The 19,130-nt window shown below is 69.8% G+C and carries 20 protein-coding genes and 2 pseudogenes; 11 read left to right on the forward strand and 11 right to left on the reverse strand.

What is annotated here, in order from left to right:
* Positions 1-95: 95 nt before the first annotated feature.
* Positions 96-248, forward strand: a pseudogene (locus Aut01nite_RS44990) (transcriptional regulator); the annotation flags it as partial.
* A 135-nt stretch (positions 249-383) separates the two neighbouring features.
* Entirely contained in the window at positions 384-1,043 is a 660-nt protein-coding gene (locus tag Aut01nite_RS36955; protein WP_152628810.1) for a hypothetical protein, read from the forward strand.
* A gap of 394 nt (positions 1,044-1,437) precedes the next feature.
* Here the strand turns inward: Aut01nite_RS36955 and Aut01nite_RS36960 are convergent, their stop codons facing one another.
* Positions 1,438-1,635 carry a hypothetical protein gene (locus Aut01nite_RS36960; RefSeq protein WP_152628809.1) on the reverse strand — a complete coding sequence of 66 codons (198 nt, stop codon included), beginning with the start codon at positions 1,633-1,635 and terminating at the stop codon, positions 1,438-1,440.
* A 67-nt stretch (positions 1,636-1,702) separates the two neighbouring features.
* On the opposite strand from Aut01nite_RS36960, the gene Aut01nite_RS36965 reads away from it, so the two are divergent.
* The gene (locus Aut01nite_RS36965) at positions 1,703-2,215 is read left to right on the forward strand and encodes a SigE family RNA polymerase sigma factor (protein ID WP_043526933.1); all 513 of its coding nucleotides are present in this window, start codon (positions 1,703-1,705) and stop codon (positions 2,213-2,215) included.
* On the forward strand, positions 2,212-3,336 hold the full coding sequence (locus Aut01nite_RS36970) for a WD40 repeat domain-containing protein (protein ID WP_152628808.1): 1,125 nt from the start codon (positions 2,212-2,214) through the stop codon (positions 3,334-3,336). The genes Aut01nite_RS36965 and Aut01nite_RS36970 overlap by 4 nt, the downstream gene beginning before the upstream one ends.
* Positions 3,337-3,647: 311 nt before the next feature.
* Here Aut01nite_RS36970 and Aut01nite_RS36975 read toward each other — a convergent pair whose 3' ends face one another.
* The 3 genes from Aut01nite_RS36975 to Aut01nite_RS36985 all read right to left on the reverse strand — a co-directional run bounded on the left by Aut01nite_RS36975 (position 3,648) and on the right by Aut01nite_RS36985 (position 8,070).
* The gene (locus tag Aut01nite_RS36975) at positions 3,648-4,196 is read right to left on the reverse strand and encodes a recombinase family protein (protein WP_043526930.1); all 549 of its coding nucleotides are present in this window, start codon (positions 4,194-4,196) and stop codon (positions 3,648-3,650) included.
* Positions 4,197-4,394: 198 nt separating this feature from the next.
* Positions 4,395-6,500, reverse strand: coding sequence for a HEAT repeat domain-containing protein (locus Aut01nite_RS36980; protein ID WP_052163935.1), 2,106 nt, complete (start codon positions 6,498-6,500; stop codon positions 4,395-4,397).
* 757 nt (positions 6,501-7,257) lie between these two features.
* Positions 7,258-8,070 carry a calcium-binding protein gene (locus Aut01nite_RS36985; protein ID WP_152628807.1) on the reverse strand — a complete coding sequence of 271 codons (813 nt, stop codon included), beginning with the start codon at positions 8,068-8,070 and terminating at the stop codon, positions 7,258-7,260.
* 188 nt (positions 8,071-8,258) lie between these two features.
* Here Aut01nite_RS36985 and Aut01nite_RS44660 point away from each other — a divergent pair.
* Positions 8,259-8,492: pseudogene (locus tag Aut01nite_RS44660) on the forward strand (NF041680 family putative transposase); the annotation flags it as partial.
* 36 nt (positions 8,493-8,528) lie between these two features.
* Here Aut01nite_RS44660 and Aut01nite_RS36990 read toward each other — a convergent pair.
* Both Aut01nite_RS36990 and Aut01nite_RS36995 read right to left on the reverse strand, forming a co-directional pair.
* Positions 8,529-9,023, reverse strand: a complete 495-nt coding sequence (locus Aut01nite_RS36990; RefSeq protein ID WP_043526929.1) for a GNAT family N-acetyltransferase — start codon at positions 9,021-9,023, stop codon at positions 8,529-8,531.
* Positions 9,024-9,118: 95 nt separating this feature from the next.
* Positions 9,119-9,376, reverse strand: coding sequence for a hypothetical protein (locus Aut01nite_RS36995; RefSeq protein WP_161790666.1), 258 nt, complete (start codon positions 9,374-9,376; stop codon positions 9,119-9,121).
* 310 nt (positions 9,377-9,686) lie between these two features.
* On the opposite strand from Aut01nite_RS36995, the gene Aut01nite_RS37000 reads away from it, so the two are divergent.
* Genes Aut01nite_RS37000 through Aut01nite_RS37010 form a run of 3 tightly spaced genes read left to right on the forward strand, consistent with a single transcriptional unit; the run spans position 9,687 to position 12,523 of the window.
* Complete coding sequence (locus tag Aut01nite_RS37000) at positions 9,687-10,769, forward strand: hypothetical protein (RefSeq protein ID WP_043526925.1); 1,083 nt, start codon at positions 9,687-9,689, stop codon at positions 10,767-10,769.
* A 3-nt stretch (positions 10,770-10,772) separates the two neighbouring features.
* Positions 10,773-11,984: a hypothetical protein gene (locus Aut01nite_RS37005; protein WP_052163932.1), complete on the forward strand. Its 1,212-nt coding sequence runs from the start codon at positions 10,773-10,775 to the stop codon at positions 11,982-11,984.
* Between the two features lie 23 nt (positions 11,985-12,007).
* Positions 12,008-12,523 carry a hypothetical protein gene (locus Aut01nite_RS37010; protein WP_043526924.1) on the forward strand — a complete coding sequence of 172 codons (516 nt, stop codon included), beginning with the start codon at positions 12,008-12,010 and terminating at the stop codon, positions 12,521-12,523.
* A gap of 53 nt (positions 12,524-12,576) precedes the next feature.
* Here the strand turns inward: Aut01nite_RS37010 and Aut01nite_RS37015 are convergent, their stop codons facing one another.
* Positions 12,577-13,362: a hypothetical protein gene (locus Aut01nite_RS37015; protein ID WP_152628806.1), complete on the reverse strand. Its 786-nt coding sequence runs from the start codon at positions 13,360-13,362 to the stop codon at positions 12,577-12,579.
* A gap of 728 nt (positions 13,363-14,090) precedes the next feature.
* Positions 14,091-14,909 carry an SDR family oxidoreductase gene (locus tag Aut01nite_RS37020; RefSeq protein WP_043526920.1) on the reverse strand — a complete coding sequence of 273 codons (819 nt, stop codon included), beginning with the start codon at positions 14,907-14,909 and terminating at the stop codon, positions 14,091-14,093.
* Between the two features lie 51 nt (positions 14,910-14,960).
* Here Aut01nite_RS37020 and Aut01nite_RS37025 point away from each other — a divergent pair, with 51 nt between their 5' ends.
* Both Aut01nite_RS37025 and Aut01nite_RS37030 read left to right on the forward strand, forming a co-directional pair.
* Positions 14,961-16,418 carry a hypothetical protein gene (locus Aut01nite_RS37025; protein ID WP_161790665.1) on the forward strand — a complete coding sequence of 486 codons (1,458 nt, stop codon included), beginning with the start codon at positions 14,961-14,963 and terminating at the stop codon, positions 16,416-16,418.
* A gap of 1 nt (position 16,419) precedes the next feature.
* Entirely contained in the window at positions 16,420-17,166 is a 747-nt protein-coding gene (locus Aut01nite_RS37030) for a GNAT family N-acetyltransferase (protein WP_043526918.1), read from the forward strand.
* Positions 17,167-17,178: 12 nt separating this feature from the next.
* Here the strand turns inward: Aut01nite_RS37030 and Aut01nite_RS37035 are convergent, their stop codons facing one another.
* Complete coding sequence (locus Aut01nite_RS37035; RefSeq protein WP_043526916.1) at positions 17,179-17,514, reverse strand: winged helix-turn-helix transcriptional regulator; 336 nt, start codon at positions 17,512-17,514, stop codon at positions 17,179-17,181.
* Between the two features lie 48 nt (positions 17,515-17,562).
* On the opposite strand from Aut01nite_RS37035, the gene Aut01nite_RS37040 reads away from it, so the two are divergent.
* On the forward strand, positions 17,563-18,297 hold the full coding sequence (locus Aut01nite_RS37040) for a Rossmann-fold NAD(P)-binding domain-containing protein (RefSeq protein WP_043526914.1): 735 nt from the start codon (positions 17,563-17,565) through the stop codon (positions 18,295-18,297).
* 30 nt (positions 18,298-18,327) lie between these two features.
* Here Aut01nite_RS37040 and Aut01nite_RS37045 read toward each other — a convergent pair whose 3' ends face one another.
* Together Aut01nite_RS37045 and Aut01nite_RS44530 are read right to left on the reverse strand one after the other, a co-directional pair.
* Positions 18,328-18,987 carry an alpha/beta fold hydrolase gene (locus Aut01nite_RS37045; RefSeq protein WP_043526912.1) on the reverse strand — a complete coding sequence of 220 codons (660 nt, stop codon included), beginning with the start codon at positions 18,985-18,987 and terminating at the stop codon, positions 18,328-18,330.
* Between the two features lie 16 nt (positions 18,988-19,003).
* Positions 19,004-19,129 (reverse strand): hypothetical protein, encoded by a 126-nt coding sequence (locus Aut01nite_RS44530; protein WP_268871713.1) that lies wholly within the window; start codon positions 19,127-19,129, stop codon positions 19,004-19,006.
* Position 19,130 lies beyond the last annotated feature (1 nt).

Here is a 19,130-nt window from a genome sequence, read left to right on the forward strand (position 1 = left end):
GGCGGCGATGAACTGGGTGCTTCAGCCCGTCGGCCGTCCGCGCGGGTGATGCGACGGGTCATCAATGTCTCCATCAAACCCGGTGCGGAACACTCGAAGCCGCTCACTACGTCGAAGTGAGCAAGGGAAAAGTCGGCCGCCAGGCCCGAACCTGGCTACACCTCACCCGCGCTGGACGCGATGCCTACGATCGGCACCTGCAAGCGCTACGGAGCATCGCCGCACTGTCTCCGCAGGTAGATCACTAAGCCGCCCGCTCAATATACTCAAGATCATCCCTAGCGTTACTCTTCGTTCCGATGTTCCTCAAGAGCCGGGCCTGATGCGACATACGCGCGACACGGGCGTGCCACCAGCAGGCACGGCACATTACGGTGTGCCCCATGAATCGATCTTGGGTGTTGTCGCCGCTGGCGGGCCTGGCCGTCCTGGCCGGCTGCTCCGGCGGTGAGCAGCCGCGTCCCATGGCGGTGGCGCCGTCCGCTTCGCAACCGGCGGCGGTGGCACCGGTCTACACCGGGATCCGTGGCGAGTGCCCTGAACTGAGCTCGCCGGAATCCGTCCGCTACACCGGTTCGCAGCCGCCCCGCTCGTATCCGCTGCCGCGGCTGCACGACTCCCGGATCTGGATTCACTGCGGCTGGCTTTCGCCGTCGTCGGGCAAGTTGCGGATGGAGGTGCGCATCCAGATCTTCCGGGACGGGTTCAAACCCGCCTTCACCGGCCACGGCAACGCGGCCGCCAGTCACCGCCTGATGGCGGACATGACCGCCTCCGAGGTGCGCGGCAAGCCGGCCGGCTCGCTTCGGGTGAGCACCGTGACGACGGCGTACGGCGAGGCTCTCGTCCGGGCCGACGGCACGCATCACACGCTGACGCAGACGACGCTCACCGGCAACGCGGTCCTCACCGTCATAGTGAAGGAGCCGGAGGACTCCGCCACGGACGTGGCCACGCGTACCGGGAAGATGCTCGGGAACCCGGCTGCCGCCGCCGACGCGATCACCGCCGAGGTCGCGAAGCAGCTACTGCGCCAGAGGTAGATGAGGGTCGGCCGGTACCACGTCGAGGTCAGGGACGGCGATCAGGGCCGACTGTTGCGGTCGGTGACGCGCTCGGAGACACGGACGGAGTTGTGGTGGCAGCCGAGTTGGTCGGCGCCGGCACAATGACGACCTTCACGACCACCATCGTCACACCTGCCCATTCCACTTCCAGAAACTGGACCGTTCCGCTTCCAAGGATCCGGACCGGCCGGGCGCCGGCCTTGCTGGCTCGATGTCCGTGGAGCAGGCGCTCAGGCTCTCTGTTCCGCAAGCGGTCGTTCCGCCATCGGCGACCGGGGCGAGTTCTGGTACGGCTTTCGTGCTCGGTCGCCGGCTCGTCGACAAACTCGGGCGATAGCTGCCCTGGACGGCGAGTCGGGACCGGAGCCCGTCAGCCCGCGATCAGCTCCACGCGCAGGTAGGCCTCCCGGTAGTAATCAGCGAAAAACCAACGGCGACGCTGGTCAGAGTCGGTCGCGCCGGGCGGTAGTGCCGCTAATGCCATCCCACGGTTGACCAGCGTTGCGTTGGTTTCAGGCCGAAAACTACCCGAAGGCCTGCCAGGGCAAGGGAAGGTGATCTTGATCACGCACAAGTACCGGTCGGACATGCAAAGGTTTCGCGGCTCATGACGTCTGGCTTGACGGAGGTGACCTGTGGAGCAGTCGCTGGAGGCGGAGTTCACCGCGTTCGTGGCGGGACGTGGGCAGGCTTTACTCCGCATCGCCTATGCCCTGAGCGGGGACAGGCGGACCGCGGAGGACCTGGTACAAGGTGCGCTGGCCAAGGCGTACACGAAGTGGCCGCGCATCCACAGTGACGCCGAGGCGTACGTGCGACGGATCATTTACAACGACCAAGCGTCGCGATGGCGGCGGCTCGGCCGTGGCCGCGAGGTGCCGGTCGCTGAGGTACCAGATCTGCCGCACACCGGCGGCTCGGGACTGGAGACTGCCGATCGTCTGGCGGTGCGGCAGGCATTGCTGTCGCTGCCGGCCCGGCAGCGCGCCGTGCTGGTCCTGCGCTATCTGGAGGATCGCACTGTGCAGGAGACCGCCGAAGTGTTGGGCTGCCGTCCTGGCACGGTGGCCAGCCAGGCGTCCCGGGCCCTGGCGACGCTGCGCGACCGGTTTGTTGACGTCGACGAGTGGACAGGAGTTGCCCGATGAGTCGCCTGGAGAACGCTGTGCGCACGGCCGTGGCGGATCTTGCAGCAGAAGCGCCGTACGTCACCGATCTGGCCACCGCGGCTCGGCGGCGCGGTCACCGTATCCAGCGCCGACGCCGCATGGTGCTCGGCGTCGCCGTCGCTGCGTTGGCGGGAACAATGCTCATTCCGTATACCGTTCTGGGCGGGAACGCCGGGCCGACGCCGGTACCGGCGGCATCAGCCCTGGCTTCGTCGGCCCCTACCGCTAGCAAGCTGCCGCCCGCGCCGGTGATCCGTAAGGACTGGTGGGAGTCCCCGGTCGGGCTACCCGGCGGCTTCGTTGTCACCGGCTTGAGCCCGCAACGTGATCCCGGGTCCGACCCGCAGTGCCCTGAGGGCACGACCGTTCGCGACGCCGGCGTGGTCTTGGATCGCTCAACCGGCCGGTACCGGATCTCGCGCGACAAGTCCTGTGCGCTTCTAGCGGCGCCGGTAGGGAAGTACGCGGCGCTCTTCGACGCAGATAGCCGCATCGGCATCATGGACGCCACCACCGGCCACGTGCGCCGGTACGACTACGGAACCAGGTCCGGCGGGAATGGTTTCGCTTCCGACGCGCAATGGTCCCCGGACGGTACAAAGCTGCTGCTGACTCGACCTACAGGCATCCGGATTCTCCATGCCGGCACGGGCGATCACCAGGACTGGGACATTCCTGAGCTCGTCAATCTGCGTTCCTTCACCTGGCTGCCCGGCGGCACCGAAATCGCCGTAGCGGCCCCTGATACGACGGGCACGCTGAAAATTAGTGTCTACTCGTTCAGCACCCGTGAGCTCCTTCGTACTCTTGCGGTCCAAGGCGCGCCGGTGAGCCAAAACGCGTGGTCACCCGACGGTCGCTACGTGTTGCTCCTGCCGGAGGACCGCGCCAAGCGGCTGGTGCAGGTCGCGGAGGTGGCGACGGGCCGGACCGTCGCCACCCTCCCGTCCGCCGGCTCTGCGTACTTCGTAAGCACCCACCAGATACTGGTCATATACAACGGCATCGCGAGCCTCTACGACCTCACCGGCAAGCTCCTGCAGAAAACCACGCTGCCGTCCGATTACGCGAGACGCCAGATCAGCGTTGGACGGCCCTGATCGGGGTGCCGGTATCTCCGGCCAGACACCCGACGCGACTGACTAACGCAGAAAGACTTTGAGGTCGGAGTCGGTGTGCCTCCGGGACTGGCCACGGTACCGGCCGAAGTAGGCAGCCACCGCTGCCGTCAGCAGCCGTGAGTCGCAGGAGACCGGGTGGGAGCGGCGCTGGCGATCCGCGCTCACCGCCTCCCCGGTCGTTTTCGGCCTGAAACCAACGCAACGCTGGTCAACCGTGGGATGGCACTTGCGGCACTACCGCCCGGCGCTACCGACTCTGACCAGCGGTGCCGTTGGTTTTTCGCTGATTACTACCGGGAGGCCAGGTAACTGTAAACCGTCTCGCGGCTGATGCCGTACTCCTTGGCCAGCGCGGACTTCTTCTCGCCGGCGGCGATGCGCTCGCGCAGCAGCTGCGCCTGCTCGGCGGTGAGGGCGGGCTTGCGGCCGGTGTAGACGCCGCGCTGCTTGGCGGCGGCGATGCCTTCGCGCTGGCGTTCCAGGATCAGGGCGCGCTCGAACTCGGCGAAGGCGCCCATCACCGACAGCAGCAGGTTGGCCATCGGCGAGTCCTCGCCGGTGAACGTGAGGCCCTCCTTGACGAACTCCACCCGCACGCCCTTGCCGGTCAGCGTCCGGACCAAGCGCCGGAGGTCGTCGAGGTTGCGGGCGAGCCGGTCCATGGAGTGCACGAGCACGGTGTCGCCGTCGCGGACGAACGCGATCATCTCGTCGAGCTTGGGGCGGGTGGTGTCCTTGCCGGAGGCCTTGTCGGTGAAGACGCGCTCCACGTCGATGCCGTCGAGCTGCCGGACGGTGTTCTGGTCGACGGTGCTGACCCTGACGTAGCCGACGCGCATCTTTCTCGCCTTCCTGACCGCCCTTTGTCAGGTTGGACTCTATGGAGCCATCAGACAGTCGTCTAGAAACGCCACACTGGACCCTATTCTGACGCTCTTTGGTGCTGGTGGTGAGTGTGGTGTTGGGGTGTACGTCAACTTGACGCGGGGGAGCGATCGGGCGGAGATGTCCGCGGACCCCAACAGGAGCCCCAGCGATCAGCGCGGCGCGGGACGGATGGCGCGCAGCGCGGCCGTAGCCGACTGTCGGCAACGCTGGTCCCAGTCGATCGGGTTGTCCCAGCCCCATTGCTCGATCCGGCGATCGCTTTCGAGGAAGGCGGTCAACGCCGGCACTGCGGCCGCTGCTGCCGGGCCGATCCGGGCGAGGTGGTCAACGACGGTGGTGTCAGCGGAGCCGAACGGATTCCACTCCCAGGACTCATCGAGGAGGGCAGTGAGGACAGGCACCGTGTCGGCGGTGTTGCCGGTGGTGCTCCACAGCGCGATCGCCGCCTCCACTCTGGTCCTCCAGTGATTGTCGGCGCTCAGCCGGGTGCGGATTACCGGCGCGTGTGCCGCAGCGACGGGGCCCAGGTCGGCGAGCAGGCGCAGGGGTTGGGATCCGGTGTCCGCCATCGTGGCGAGCCAGGCCAGCGCGGCGGCGGTGTCTTCGGCGCGTTCCCCGGTGATGCGCCAGCGTGCCCAGACCAGGCTGGCCAGCAGGCTGGGTTCGGCGTCGGCGGCCAGTCGGTCGAGAATGGGCACCGCGGCGGCGGCTGGCGGGCCGATCCGGGCGAGGCAGGATACGGCTGCGGGGCGGTCGGTATTCGGCGCGGACAGCAGCTCGGTCAGCAGTCCGACAGCGCCGGCTCCGTGTTCGCCCCAGTGGCTGATCCCCTGGAGGAGATCACACCGGAGGCGCTGCCAGCCGTTGCTCATGTCGGCCAGACGGGCGATGACGACCGGTGCGAGCCGCTCGGCGTACGGGCTCATCGCCGGTAACAGGTTGCCCGGATCGGGGTTGCCATCCGGATGCCAGCGGGGCTCGGGCCAGGGATAGGCCGGTCGGCTCAGTAGGTCCGCCAGTGGCTCGACCGCGCGGGCGTCGCCCAGACGAGCCAGCATCACGACCGTCCAGGCCCACACCTCGGGGTCCGGATCGTCGAGTGCGGAAGCGATCCGATCGCCGGTGGACGCGACGGCGGCTCCGGCCCGGACCAGGTGCCGGGCGGCGGTTCGCCGTACAGCCGGATCGGCGTCGTGCAGACGATCCGCCAGCAAGCCGATCATCGCGTCGGTCCGCGACCGCCACTCGCTGGCGAGAGCGTACGCCGCACGCTGGGCCGATGAGCGCAGAGCCGGATGGGGCGATACCGCCAGGCGTGCCACTAGATCCGTCTGGACATCTGGCATGTCGCCCAGAAAGGCGACGAGCCACGCGGCCAGCCCGCCACGGCGAAGGTTGTGGTTAGGCCACGGCACATCGTCCATCGCTTCAGCCAGGCGAGCGTCGAATACCTCGGTGAATAAGCCCAGCATTCGATCCGGCACCGGCTCGGTCGTCGCGCACAACCAGCTCAACGCGGCAGCGAACCGCACCTCAGGCGGGCTACCCGGATCGGCCCATAGCGCAGCCGTCCACGCCACCACGTCCGAGTTCCCGTGCTCCACCGCCAACTGCGCGAGAGCCAGCACCAGACTGATCCGTACGGCCGGGGACGTCTCGACCGCGAGGCGCGCCCGCAGCGCGGCCGTCACCTCGGGCGGTGGCATCAGCGCGCCCGCCAGGGCGTATGCCGCGTTCGCCCGGACCGGTGCAGTCGAATCGTCGAGCAGGCCGATAAGCAGCGGGGCGTCGGCTGTGACCGCTTCCCGCGCCGCCTGGCAAGTCCAAGCGACGGTGCGCCCGTACCCGTCGATCGTCTCGCGGTCCTGTTCATCGACCATCTGAAACAAGGACGCGCGCATGTCCGTACCGAAGTGTTCTCGGTGTCCCACCTCGGCGGCAAGGTTCAGCAGCTCGCCGCGCTGGGACGCCGCGGGGTCAGCGGCGATTCGCAGCAGGAACGGCACCGCCAGTGCCCCGGTGACGTCGCTGGTGCCTTCGTTGCGCACGATGGTCCACAGTTCGCTAAGGCTGCGGGAAGCGTGGTCGGGGTCGGACAGCGCTCGCAGCAGGCCGGGAACGACGTCGGGTGCCCAGCACTCGTCGGTGAAACGCGCCCAGGGAACGGCGTCCAACTCCGGCTCGCCGGCCCCGCGCAGTGCCGCCATCACCCACCGGACGTCCTGCTCTCCGCCGGGCTCACAGATCTCAATCACGCCGCGATCCTGCCGTACCGATACGACGTTTCTGAGAGCTCCTCAACGTTCGAACGCTCTGATCTTCACCCCGTGCAGAGGACCTCGGCCATCCGTGCACGGCACCTCAGAAATCGACAGCTGGCGCTGTTCGCCGAGATGGAGCGCACCTTCACCGCCGAGCGGGCCGCGCACGCCCGGGGAGATGGCCCCTGAGCCGTGGAAAGATCCCGTACGGTGGCGGCGCAAGGTCATCGCTGGGAGGGGCGCGAAATGGCCTGGTTGAGGCCGAAGTGAACCCGGGCGGACACGCCCGCGGCCGCCGCCTACCGTGCGGCCCTCGCCGCCGGGGGTGAGGAGCTGCCGTCGCGCCGACGCAAGCACTGGGAAGACGCGCCCGGCGCGGGGCAGCCGGCCCGGCCGGGCCGTCCAGAAGGTCCCGGCTCAACCGTCGCCGTCGCCGTCGCCGTGGGCGGGTGGCACGAGGGCGAAGGGCCCGGGGACGTGCCCGCCCCGCGTTCAGTCGTTCCCCGCCGGCGCACCGATCGCCAAGCTCGGCGACGGCTGGGGCCACCGCTACTGCGCCACCGAGGAGAAGCGGCGCCAGAAGATCCTGAGCGGGACGACGTTCCGGCCACCAGCCCTCGCGGTGGCGGCTGGGATCCGGGTCCGGTTCGGCACGCAACGCGTGAGCCCGCGCCGGGCAACCCGGCGGGTGCCGTTCCACTCCCTCGGAACCGGAACGTTCCAGCCCTGGGAAGTGGAACGGCCGTCGCCGTCAGGGGTTGCAGTCGATCATGGTTTCGGTGTTGGTGCAGGTGTCGGTGCCGGGTCCGCCGTTGGCGTTGTCGGTGCCGGGGCCGCCGTCGATGGTGTCGTTGCCGTTGCCGCCTTGGATGGTGTCGGTGCCGTGACCGGCGTGGATGGTGTCGGTGCCGTCGTCGCCGTTGATGTTGTCGTCGCCGGAGCCGCCGTAGACGCGGTCGTTGCCGGGGAGGCTGTTGATGGCGTCGTTGCCGCCGAGGCCGCAGATGACGTCGGGGCCGGCGGTGCCGAGGAGCAGGTTGTTGCCGCTGGTGCCGGTGATGGTGCATCCGTTGGCGTTGTTGATGAGGGTGGTTTCGGTGTCGGTGTTGTTGCCGGCGACCGGGTCGGCGGGGCTGGTGCTGGTGACCGCTGCGGTGGCGGTGACGGTGCCGGTGGCCTGTGGTTCGACGGTGATGGTGATGGTGGCGTCGGCGTTGGGGGTGAGGTTGCCGTGGGTGCAGGTGACGGTGGCCGCGGTGGTGGTGCAGGTGCCTTGGCTGGTGGCGGCGGTGAGGATGGTGCGGGCGCTGCCGGAGAGGGTGACGGTGGTGCTGACGCCGGTGGCGGCGTCGGGGCCGTTGTTGGTGACGGTGGTGGTGTAGGTGTAGGTGTTGCCGAGTGCGGCCGGGTCAGCGGAATCGGCGACGGTGACCTCGACGTCCGCGGCCGGGCCGTAGCCGGACTGCCCTCGCGGGGGCGGGTCGGCGCTGGCAGGGGCGGTGGGGGCGCCGAGAGTGAGCGCCAGGGCGCCTACCGTTGCGACCATGCCGTGAGTCTTCTTCACCGAAGATCCTTTCGTTGCGGAAGCTGAACAGCGCAGGAGCGCTGAACCGATTCCAGCACCGGCTTGTCGGATCAAACCGCCCTTTAGACGTAAAACATCCTTTTCAGTACGAAAGCCTTTCGTCGACCCGGGTCAGACGCCTTACCCAGGCTCCCTGGTGGGAGAGCGGCGCCTCCTGTTTGATCCCGCCGGAACGGCTCACCCCGGCCCGGATGCGGCGGGGGTTTCGGAATCTCCGCGCGACCGGCGCCTCACCAGCGCGTGCACCTGAACCCGGCCGCCCCGATCCCGGACGTCCGCCAGGTTCCCGCAACCGACAGGCCGCTGTCCGCCACGACGTGGGACTCATTCTGGTCACCGGCCAGGCCCACCAACGACCGGCCCACCACAAGAAAGGCACCAAGCCCCGCCGCACTGGTTGAACGACAAGGTGAGCCGGTACGCGTGGATCGTACGCATCAGTCGAGCTCCTTGACGAACACCAGACAGGGCTCGCTGACGTGGACGTGCTGGCCGTCGTCGGTGATGTCGAGGCGGAACGTGTCGATCGGCTCGGTACGCCAGGCGGTGAACCGTTCGCTCAGGTAGAGGCTGATCGCCACCTCGTTGTCCGGGTGCACGCCGAGAGCGACGCGCCGGTGGTTCCGAGCGCGCAGCCGCTGCTCGGCCTCGCGCAGCAGGCGGCGGGCGATCCCGGTGCGCTGGTACGACGTCATCACCCGCAGATGCTGCAGCAGCGGGACGTCGGGCAGGCCCTCGAGCAGTTCGGGTTCCTCGGGCGGGCCCAGACGCAGGAAGACGTGGCCGACGAGGGCCTCGCCGAGCAGCGCGAACAGGACGATGCCCCGGCCGGTGCGCAGATGCTCCAGGAGATGGTGCCGGTCGTGCCGGTCCTCGACGAGCTTCTGGACGTCCTCGTCTGAGGCGGTCCGTATCGACACGTCGTCGCCCACCGATGGCCTCCCGCTGGTCCGCCTTCGGTGATCGTGCCGCTGCGCGGCGCTGCTGTCGATGGGCGACAGCAGCGCGGACGTCCTGGGCGGTTCCCTCAGCGATGCAGGAGACCGATCACCACCACGGCGGCGAGCAGCGCCCCGGTGATGCAGTCGGCCACGATCGGGGACAGCCGGAGCGCGTCGATGAACAGCCGGACGATCTTGAAAGTGGCGAAGACGAAGAGCCAGGCGATGAGGAGTACGGGAACGAGCCCCGCCGCCGAGGTGATGGCCGCCGTCATCTCGTGCACATAGGCGCCGTCAGCGGACGAGGGGATTGCGTACGTGGACGTCGGGACTATGGTTCTCATGACGGGTGGACCTCCTGAGTCTGGAGTCAGCGCGGCCGCCCTGCATCAGATGCGCTTCCGGCCGGGGCAACGGCTGGAGGCGCTCTGGTTTTCGGGAGGGGCGCGGGACGCCCGCCCGCTCAGTCGATGCAGGTCCATCAATTACCTCCTCAGTCGACTTCAGTCTCTCGACTGTAAATTGCTGAAGTTCTAGGTCGCAATCCAGAAGCCGGTTCTCGACGGGATCCTCGTCGTCGGTCCATGCCGGGAGGTAAGAGCTGCTAGGGTGCTATGCGCCTGGAGTAAAGTAGAGTTTTCTGGAGGTGCGGGAGTGCCTGTCAGCGATGATCTTCCCGGGCCGGCCCTGGCCGTGCGACTGCGCGAACTGCGCACGTCGTGGTGGCCGGGCGTCCTCGTCACCCAGGAGGAGCTCGCCGAGGCCCTCAGCGAGCGGAAACCCGCCAGCGCCCAGCTCATCTCCTCCTGGGAGAGCACCACCAGGGTCACGCTCCCGCCGGTGAGCCGCCTCAACGCGATCGTCACCTTCTACAGCACCCGCCGGTCCATCGAGTCCCGGCCGTACCGTCTGGTCGGCGAGCACGAGCTCACCCCCGAGGAGGCCGCGACCCGGGCCCGGCTCAAGGAGGAGCTGCTGGGCCTGCGCACGGCGGCCCTGCCCGGCGCCGCGCCGGCGCTGCTCACCCCGGCACGGCTCAGCATCGTCGGCCGCGGCCCCTGGCACTACAAGGAGGGCCCGGTCCTCATCGTCTGTGCCGAGCCCGGCGGCGAGACCCCACCCGCGGTGCCCGACCCGGACGCGTCCCAACTGGCCCGGCTGGCCGACCTCGACTCACTGTTCGAGTTGCACGGCCACCTCCGCGCGGTCAACCCCGACCTGGACGTGCGCTACTGCAGCGCCCGCGACATGACGCAGGACGACTGGACCGCGCACCTGATCCTGCTCGGCGGCATCGACTGGAACGAGGCCACCCACGACGCCATGCGGCTGACACCCGTTCCGGTGATACAGCGCTCCGACGACGACGACCCGAGCCGCGGCGGCTTCGAGGTCGTTGACGACGGGGAGACCCTGTCCTTCTCACCCGAGTTCGACACCCGCGGAGGTACCCGGATCTTGGTCCAGGACGTCGGCCACTTCTTCCGGGCGCCGAACCCGCTCAACCCCGACCGCACGATCACCGTGTGCAACGGCATGTTCGGCAAGGGCGTGTACGGCGCGGTCCGTACCCTCACGCACGACGTCTTCCGCGAGAAGAACGCCGACTTCCTGGCACAGCAGTTCTCCGGTGACACGTTCAGCCTGCTCTTCCGGGTCCAGGTGCTCAACGGCGTCGCCGTCACCCCGGCCTGGTACGCGCCGGACACCATCCTGCACGCCTGGCCGGAGGACTGACCGATGCCGCCGCGTCCTCCCGCCGGCTCCCTCGCCTCCGCCGGCTCGCCGCTCCCGTCCGCCGGCTCATCGCTCGCCTCCGCCGGTGAACTGCACCACGGCTCCCACGCCGTCCTGCTGCAGGACGAGGACGTCCCCGACGACGCATCCGTCTCATCCCGGCTCGACGCCGTCATCGTGCCCACCGCCTGGCCCGCCGACGCGCTGCGGCACGTCATGCAGGTGGGCAAAGAGATCGACTGTACGGTCGTCGCGCTCTGTAGCCGCGCCGCCACCTCCTCCGACGCGCTCGCCATCGCCGACCACGAGGGCACCCGCGCTCTCGCCGTCGACGTCACCCCGGCGCTCGCCGACCGGCTGCCGTCGTTCGCCACCGACCGCCTGCTGCACGACAGCGGTTTCGGCGCCACCAGCGACCTGAGCCTGAAACGCAACCTCGGCCTGCTGCTGGCCCGCGGCTCCGGCTGGCGGCGCGTCCTGTTCCTCGACGACGACATCCTCATCGACGACCCCGCCCACCTGCACCGCGTCGCCGGCCTGGTCGACCGTTACCGCGCCGTCGGCCTTCGCAACCACGGCTACGAGGACAACTCGGTCATCTGCCACGCCTACCGTGCCGTCGGCGGCCGCCAGGACACTTTCATCGGCGGCGGCGCCATGATCGTCGACGCCCTCCGCAGCGAGTCGTTCTTCCCCAACATCTACAACGAGGACTGGTTCTACCTCCTCGGCGGCGGCGTCCCCTTCCGCGCCGCCCGGGCCGGCGCCATGAGCCAGCGCGACTACGATCCGTTCGCCAACCCGTCCCGCGCCCTGGCCGAGGAGCTGGGCGACACCTTGGCCGAGGGCCTGTTCTGGCTCCTCGACAGCGGCCCCACCCCGACCGCCGGCGCCACCCCCACCCTGAACGCGGTCAAGAACGAGGACTACTGGGGCGCGGCCCTGCACCGGCGCCGCGCTTTCATCGACCTGGTCATCACCTTGACGGACGATCCCCGTATCCGCCGTTCCCTGGAAGCCGCCCGCGGCCGCAGCGCCGACATCACCTACGGGCTGTGCCACCGCTTCGTCGACCTGTGGCAACACGACCTGCACCGCTGGCGTCACTACCTGACCAGGGTCCCCATCTGCCCCGGCCCGGAGAAGTTCCTCCACCAGGTCGCCATGTCCGGCTACGTCCACTACTCCGCGTCCTACTTGAACTCCCAGCGCTGAAACTTTTGGTAGCGTTGCCCGCCGTGGGACTCCGGTGGCGTGACGCGGCGCAGACGCTGGAGGGCATGCTCCGCCGGTCCGGCGTCGATCCCGGCCATGTGCACGACGTCGCGGCGGCATGGCAGGCGTTCACCGAGTTCCTGGCCCTCCCGGTCGACGGTCTGGAACCGTTGGAGAACGACGCCGACGGTTTCATGGTGCAGTGGGGCCGGTACAGCTGGAACGACCGACTGCCCAGTCTCGCCTTCACCCGGCAGTTCGCCGTCGACGTGCGGGACGCGTGGGACGCGCCCCACGACTGGTACCAGCCGGAGATCTGGCAGGTCGACCTGGAGATGGTCTTCGCCGACACGCCGGAACTGGCCGATCTCGGCCGCTCCGTCCCAGCGGACACCGGCCTGGACTTCAGCGCGCCCGGCCCGGAACGCGACCGGGCCATCCACGCCGTCGAGCAGCGGCTCGCGCAGCATCCGGCGCTGCGAGCGGCGTGGGCGAACAGGCCGGCACGCAGTAGCGTCACGCTCGACGACGCCGGCTGAACAGCCGAAGCCTTCGACCCGGCGTTGTGACGACCTCGGCCACAACGACGAGCTCACACCGGGACGACAGCCGTTCCGGAGTAGACCTTGGCAGTGGAGGAACAGGAACCGAGGTTCTTCCCGGTGATGTCGATGGACAGCCACCGCGTCCAGTAGTCGTTGTCGGTGAGATCGGGATCCCCGTCATGACCGGCGAAGGTTCCGGACGCGGCGGCTTCCCCGGAGACCACGGCGATCTCGATACTGGGGGACTTGCTGTGGTCGAGCCAGTAGAGCATCCAGTTGTCCGGCACCGTGTTCGAGCAGGCGTACGACCAGACGACCGTGTAATCCCGGCCAGGCGCCGGATAGGTGTAGGGATAGCCGAACGTCTCGCTCCCCAGATGAACGTAGGGCTCGATGCCGTCGTCGATGACCACCCCCTTGCCCGACACGCCGCCCAGCAGCCGCGGCCGCAGCGCCGTGACGGTGATCGTCTTGGACGCGGCCGCTGCCCGGTAGGCAGACGACCCGCGGTACGACACCTTCCACACCCCGGTGGTCTTGGCCGTTGACGCCCAGGTGAACCGGCCCGCGGCGTTGGTCTTCACCGTTGCCGCGGTGACGAACGCGGTCGTCCCCTTCCGCCGGAAGGAGATGGTCACCGCGGCGGCTTTCACACCCTTGGTCCCCGATTTCAGGAGACCACCGAAGGCAAGCTTGGCGCCTTGCCGGATGGTCGCCGCCGGGCTCGTCAAGCTGATGGCCGTCGACTTCGGGGCGGCTTGCGCGGGCACAACCGCTCCGGCGGCGAGAACCGCAGCCGCGCAAGCCGAGACGATGACCCGCAGAGTCCTCATGCCCACCGAGTCTGGCCAATCCCGCGACGGCCTGCGGTCGATTCCGCCGAGACGTTCTTCGTGGGACGAGAGTTGCCGCGAGTCATGTTCCCGGTGCTGTCATCGGGACGGAATGACACACTGCCGCGATGGAGAGCCTTCGGTGTGCGAAGTGCGGAAGCACGCTGAGTGCCGGGCCCGCGCATGGTGACGACCGATACACGGTTGCTTGGACGAACGTCCGCGCTTCTACCGCCGTCCGTGCACGCCGGCCGTCACAGGGCACGTCACGGGCTCGGTAGGTGGCCGGAGAAATCCGCCAGGTCTCAGCCGCCGGGCTCGATCTCGGGGGCGCCCTTCGGCCAGTCGTCATCTGTTTCAGTCGGACCATGCACGACGAGCAGGGACCATCGCTGAGCGCCATCGGGCTCGACGGTGACGGTTACGGTTCCGGCGGGCACCCCGGTCCGCCGCTGACCAGACGAAGTCACCGCCGCGACGGTCAGTCGCGCGCTACGTTGCAGCAGTGAGCCCGGGAAGTGTGGTTCTGTACGGCGATCTGGCCGCGCATCGGCACAGAGCGGGCGTGGCATCGATGATCCGCCACTCGACGAATATCTGCTCCAGGTTTGGCCGGCCCCCTACGAACCGCCGGCCTTTCCCCAGCTCACCAGCCGGGTGGCGCATGCCAAGCGAGGCATGTGGCAGCGGTAGCGATTCCGGTGCGGTGCCTGACGGCCATGGGGAGGTCAGGGGGTGGTGGGCGTACCGGGGAAGTGGTTCTGCAGGAAGTCGGACCAGTGTGGGCCGGGAGATCGGTGGGGGGTCAGGTGGGCGCCGCGCCGGAAGGCGCCGAAGGTGGCGCCGGGAAGGCGGATCGGGAGTACCGGGCGGTGGCTGCCGGCGGCGGTCAGGTAGGAGCGGAACACGTCGGGGGTGTGCAGGACCTCGGGGCCACCCAGGTCGGGGGCGCGGCCGGGGCGCGGGTCGTCGAGGAGATCGGCGATGCGGGCGGCCACGGTGGTGGTGGAGATCGGCTGGACGTCGACGTCGGGGGCGAGGGCGATCGGGAGGCGGGCGGCGAGGCGGGCGCCGCCGAGGACGAAGTCGTGGAACTGGGTGGCGCGCAGGATGCCGCCGCCGTAGGCCTCGATCAGGGCTTCGGCCCGCAGCTTCACCCTGTAGTACGGGTAGGGGATCCGGTCGACGCCGACGATGGAGATGAACAGGATGTACGGGTGGCCGGCGCGCCCGGCGGCGTCCAGCAGGTTGCGGGTGGCCTGGAGGTCGGTGCGTCCCATCCGGCGGGTGTCGCTCGCACAGTGGACCACCGCCTCCATGCCGGCGAGCGCCTGTTCCAGGCCCTCGCCGGTCGCCAGGTCACCGCGGAACGTCCTCGGCCCGGCCGCCGGAAGCGGGCCGTCAGCCGGGAGGGCCGGGCTGTCGGCAGGGGAGGAGTGGGAAGGGTGACGGCTCAGGCCGCGGACGTCGGCGCCGAGGCGGTGGAGGAGCGCGATCACCGGGCGGCCCAGGGTTCCGGTGGAGCCGGTCACGAGGATGCGGTTCATGCCGGTACGACGATGCGGGCCGCCGTTGTGTGACGGTTCTAGGATCGCCCCGTGGAGGCAACGGTTCTGGCGGGACTCGCGCACAATCCTTCGGTCCCCTGGGACGTGCTGACGGCCCTGTGGCGGGACCATCCGGACGAGACGGCCGCGGGACTTCAGGCGCGCGACGACACTCCGCAGGCCCTGCTGGAGGAGATGGCCGTCCACTCGTCCGCCCGGGTGCGGCGGGCTGTCGCCGGCAACGGGCGGCTCAGCCGGGAGTCGCGACTGCGGCTGCTCGACGACCCGGACTGGCGGGTGTGGTTCAGGGTGTGGAGCGGCCGGGGCCGGGACTTGTCCGATGAGGTGCTGTCGCGCCTGGTGACGACCATGCTCGATCCGCCGCCGGACTTCCCGTTCACCAGCATCGAGCTGTTCGGGGAGCTGTTCGAGGCGGATTGGAGCCGGCAGATCTTCGTCGCGCGCCATCCTGACCCTCGCGTGCGCCGGCAGGTGGCTTCCTCCACCCGCCGCGGCCACCTGGACTTCCTGCTCGACGACCCGGATCCGGAGGTGCGGGCGCTCGCCGCCGCCGCCGTCGCCGACCGGGAGCGGATTCTGCAGCCAGGTGACCTGCCGGTGCAGCACTGCCACGCCCTATGGTGGCTGCTGCTCAACTGGCGGCTCTCCCGGGAGCTGATCGAGCAGGTGCTCGGTGGCGGTGATGTCGAGCAGGTGCGCGCCATGGTGCGTAACGAGTGGATCCCGCCGGACATCGTCGACAGGCTCTCCCGGTGGCCGGACGTGGAGGTCCGGGAACGGGTGGCGAGCCACGCCGACCTGACACCGGAGCAGGTCGAACGGCTCGCCGGCGATCCGGCGCCGGGCGTCCGCGCCTCGATCGCCACCCGCCGTCACCTTCCCGCCGACCTGGTCGCGGCCCTCGCCGCCGACCCCGTCGAGGAGGTCCGCGAGGCGGTCGCGCTGCACGCGTACGTCTCCGACGAGGACCGGGCGATCCTGAGCGGGGACGCGGACCTGAGCCCCGGCGAGGTCGCGCGCTGGGCGCGCTCGGAGAATCCGCGGCTGCGCCGCCTGGCGGCCCGGCGCGCCGACGTCCCGCTCGCGCTGGTCCCGGCACTGGCCTCCGACCCCGATCCGAGGGTACGGGCGGAACTGGCCCGCCGCCATCCCGCCGCTCCGGGAGACCTGCTGCTCGACGAGTACCTGGAGTCGCCACGCAACGTGGCCCTGCTGTCGTCGCCGGCGTTCCCGCGGGAGGGCCTGGCACGGTTCGCCGGCCACGCCGACCCCCGCGCCCGGCTCCTGGCCGCCCGCGATCCGGACGCCGACCCAGCGGTCGTCGACCGGCTGACGGCCGATCCGGATCAGCAGGTGCGGGAGGCGATGGCGGGGTGTCCCCGTCTTCCCGCCGACCGGATCGTCGCCCTGCTCGACGACCCGGACCTGGCGTTCCACGCCGCGGCCAACCCGGCCTTGCCGTGGCGGTCGGTGCTGGGGAGGCGGTGACATGGAGTGGTCGGTGGAGGAGGCCGCGGGATGGGCGTCGCTACGGTCGTGGACCGAAGCCGACGGTGTCCACGTGTACCTCACCGACGGTCATGTCCTGCCGGAGTACCGGCGGCGCGGCATCGGCGGCCGACTGCTCGACGCGACCGAGGCGGCCGCGGCCCGGCTGGTCGCCGAACGCGGGCCGACCGGGCCGGTGATGCTCGGCGGCAACGCCACCGAGGGTGACGCGGGTCGGGAGGCGTTGTTGCGCAGCCGCGGCTACCGCAGGGCGTTCACCATGGTGTGGATGGTCCGGGAGCCGTCACCCATACCACGAAGGCTTCTGCCGGAAGGTCTCCGCATGCGGACCGTGACCGTGGCGGACGCCGTCGATCTGCGGCGGCTCGCCGAGCGGTCCTGGGCCGGTCGCCCGTTCGTCGCCCTGCCGTCGGGGGAGCGCTGGCGAGACTGGCTGCGACGTTCGGACCTGGCCGGTTTCCACGTGGCGACGGCGGGGGAGCGGATCGCCGGGTTCATCGCGGTGACCGGCGACGAGATCGACGACCTGCAGGTGGACCCGGACTTCCAGCGGCGCGGCGTCGCCTCCGCCCTGCTGGCGCGGGGCCTGGCGGGCATCGATGGCCCGGCCCGGCTGCGCACCGAGGCCCACGATCCGTCCGGCGCCCGCACTCTTTACGAACGGTTCGGTTTCCGGGTCACGGAGAGTCTGCACCGTTACCGGAAACCGCTGCGTCGAGATCAGTGACGAGGGGCAGGATCATCGGCGGTGGCGCGCGTGCTCGATCGCCCACTCGCCGAGGGCGACGATCAGCGGCAGCAGGGACTGACCGGAATCGGTCAGGGCGTATTCCATCCGGTCCGCGGCCGGTGTGCGGCTGATCAGGCCGTCGCTCTCCAGACCCCGCAGCGTACGGGTGAGGATGCGCCGGCTGAGTCCCTCCACCGTCCGGTCGAGTTCGTTGAACCCCATCGGGCCCTCGCCCAGGATCACCAGGATCAGCACGCTCCATTTCTCCCCGACGCGCCGCAGCACGTACGTCGCCTCGCAGCTCTCACGGTCCGCCGAGGTGACCGGCAGCGGCAGGAGTGACATGGATGTGCCTTCTTTCCGACCCGGTCCGGTGCAGCCGACGATGCCAGTATGCGCACTGTGGTGATCGCGGGCGGTACCCGCGGAATCGGTGAGGCCCTCGCCTCCTCCCTGACCGGCTGGAACGTCATCGCCCTCGGCAGCGCCGACGCCGACCTGACGTCGATGGCCGAGACCCGCAAGCTGATCGCCCGGCTGCCGGACCGGATCGACGCCCTGGTGCTGTCCGCCGGGCAGTTCTCCAGCCGGCGGATCGTCACCGCCGAGGGCCTGGAACGCAGCTTCGCCATCGTGGTAGCCGCCCGTTACCTGCTCACCGAGGGGCTGCGGCCGGCGCTGGAACGCGCGCCGAACCCGGTCATCGTCAACCTGTGCGGGGTCGGCGGGATCAAGGCCGGCCGCATCCACTGGGACGATCTCCAGCTGGCCACGGGATATTCGCTGTTCACCGCGACGATGCAGGGGGCGCGGGCGCTGGATCTGCTCGGCGCCGGGTTCGCCGCCCGCTTCCCGGACAGCCCGATCCGGTACGTGTTGTACAACCCGCTGTTCGTCGACAGTGGCATGCACCGCAACTTCGGCCGGCCGATGCGCTCGATCGTCGGTGCCGCGGCCCGCCTGTTCGGCGCCCGGCCGGCCGCTGCCGCCGTACCCCTGCGTGGTCTTCTGGAAAGCCCGCCCGCAGCCGCGCTGACCACCTTGCGCCGGGGTGATCCGGTGTCGCTGACCGCGGATCCGCGGGACGCCGCACGCCTCTACGCCCGGCTGGCGGAACTCACGAGCTGAGCCCGCCGGCTCCGCGGCGCCGGACTCCGGTCAGAGCCGGGCCAGCAGTTCGGCGAGCTCGGCCGGCCGGGTCAGCATCGGCCAGTGTCCGGAGTCGATGTCGACGAGCTCGACGTGCTTGGCCTTCGCGACGTCGCCGGCGTCGCCGCCCGCGATCCACTCGCGGGCCTGGGCCGGGCTGAACTCGGGGCAGACCACCACGACCGGCACGTCGAACCGGCGCTCGTCGGTCAGCCGGACGATCCCCTTCGCCACGCCCTCCGGCACCGGGATCGCGTTCGCCGCGAACGCCGCCCGGGTCGCCTCGTCGATGTCGGCCGCGTCCGGGCCCTCGAACGGCTCCCAGCCGGGGAACGGCATGACCCCGTCCTCGATCGGGAAGAACGAGGCGAACTCGTCGCCGTCGCCGACCGCGAAGCCGCCGACCAGCACCACTTTCCCGACCTTCTCCGGCCGGGCGTCGGCGGCCAGCCAGGCCAGCGTGCACGCCGCCGAATGCCCGACCACGATCGGCCTGCCGGGTGCGGCGTCCACGGCCGCGAGCACCGCCGCGACCTGGTCGTCGAGCGTCGCCGACCGCTCGGCCGGCAGGCTCACCGCCACCGCGTCATCCGATCTCGCCACGACGCCGTCCCACACCGACGCGTCCGTCCACAGTCCACCGACGAGAATCAATCGTTGCGCAGTCACCGGGCCAACCTAGACCCTATTCCGGACGATTCACGTCCGGTTCGTGCCACCAGAACCGCATCAGGTACTCCTCTTTGATCGTGAGCTCGGCCAGCTCCTTGTCGTAGGCCGGCGTCAGCGCGTGATCGTGCCGCTGGAGCACG

The sequence above is a fragment of the Actinoplanes utahensis genome (assembly GCF_016862455.1).
Classification (GTDB): domain Bacteria; phylum Actinomycetota; class Actinomycetes; order Mycobacteriales; family Micromonosporaceae; genus Actinoplanes; species Actinoplanes utahensis.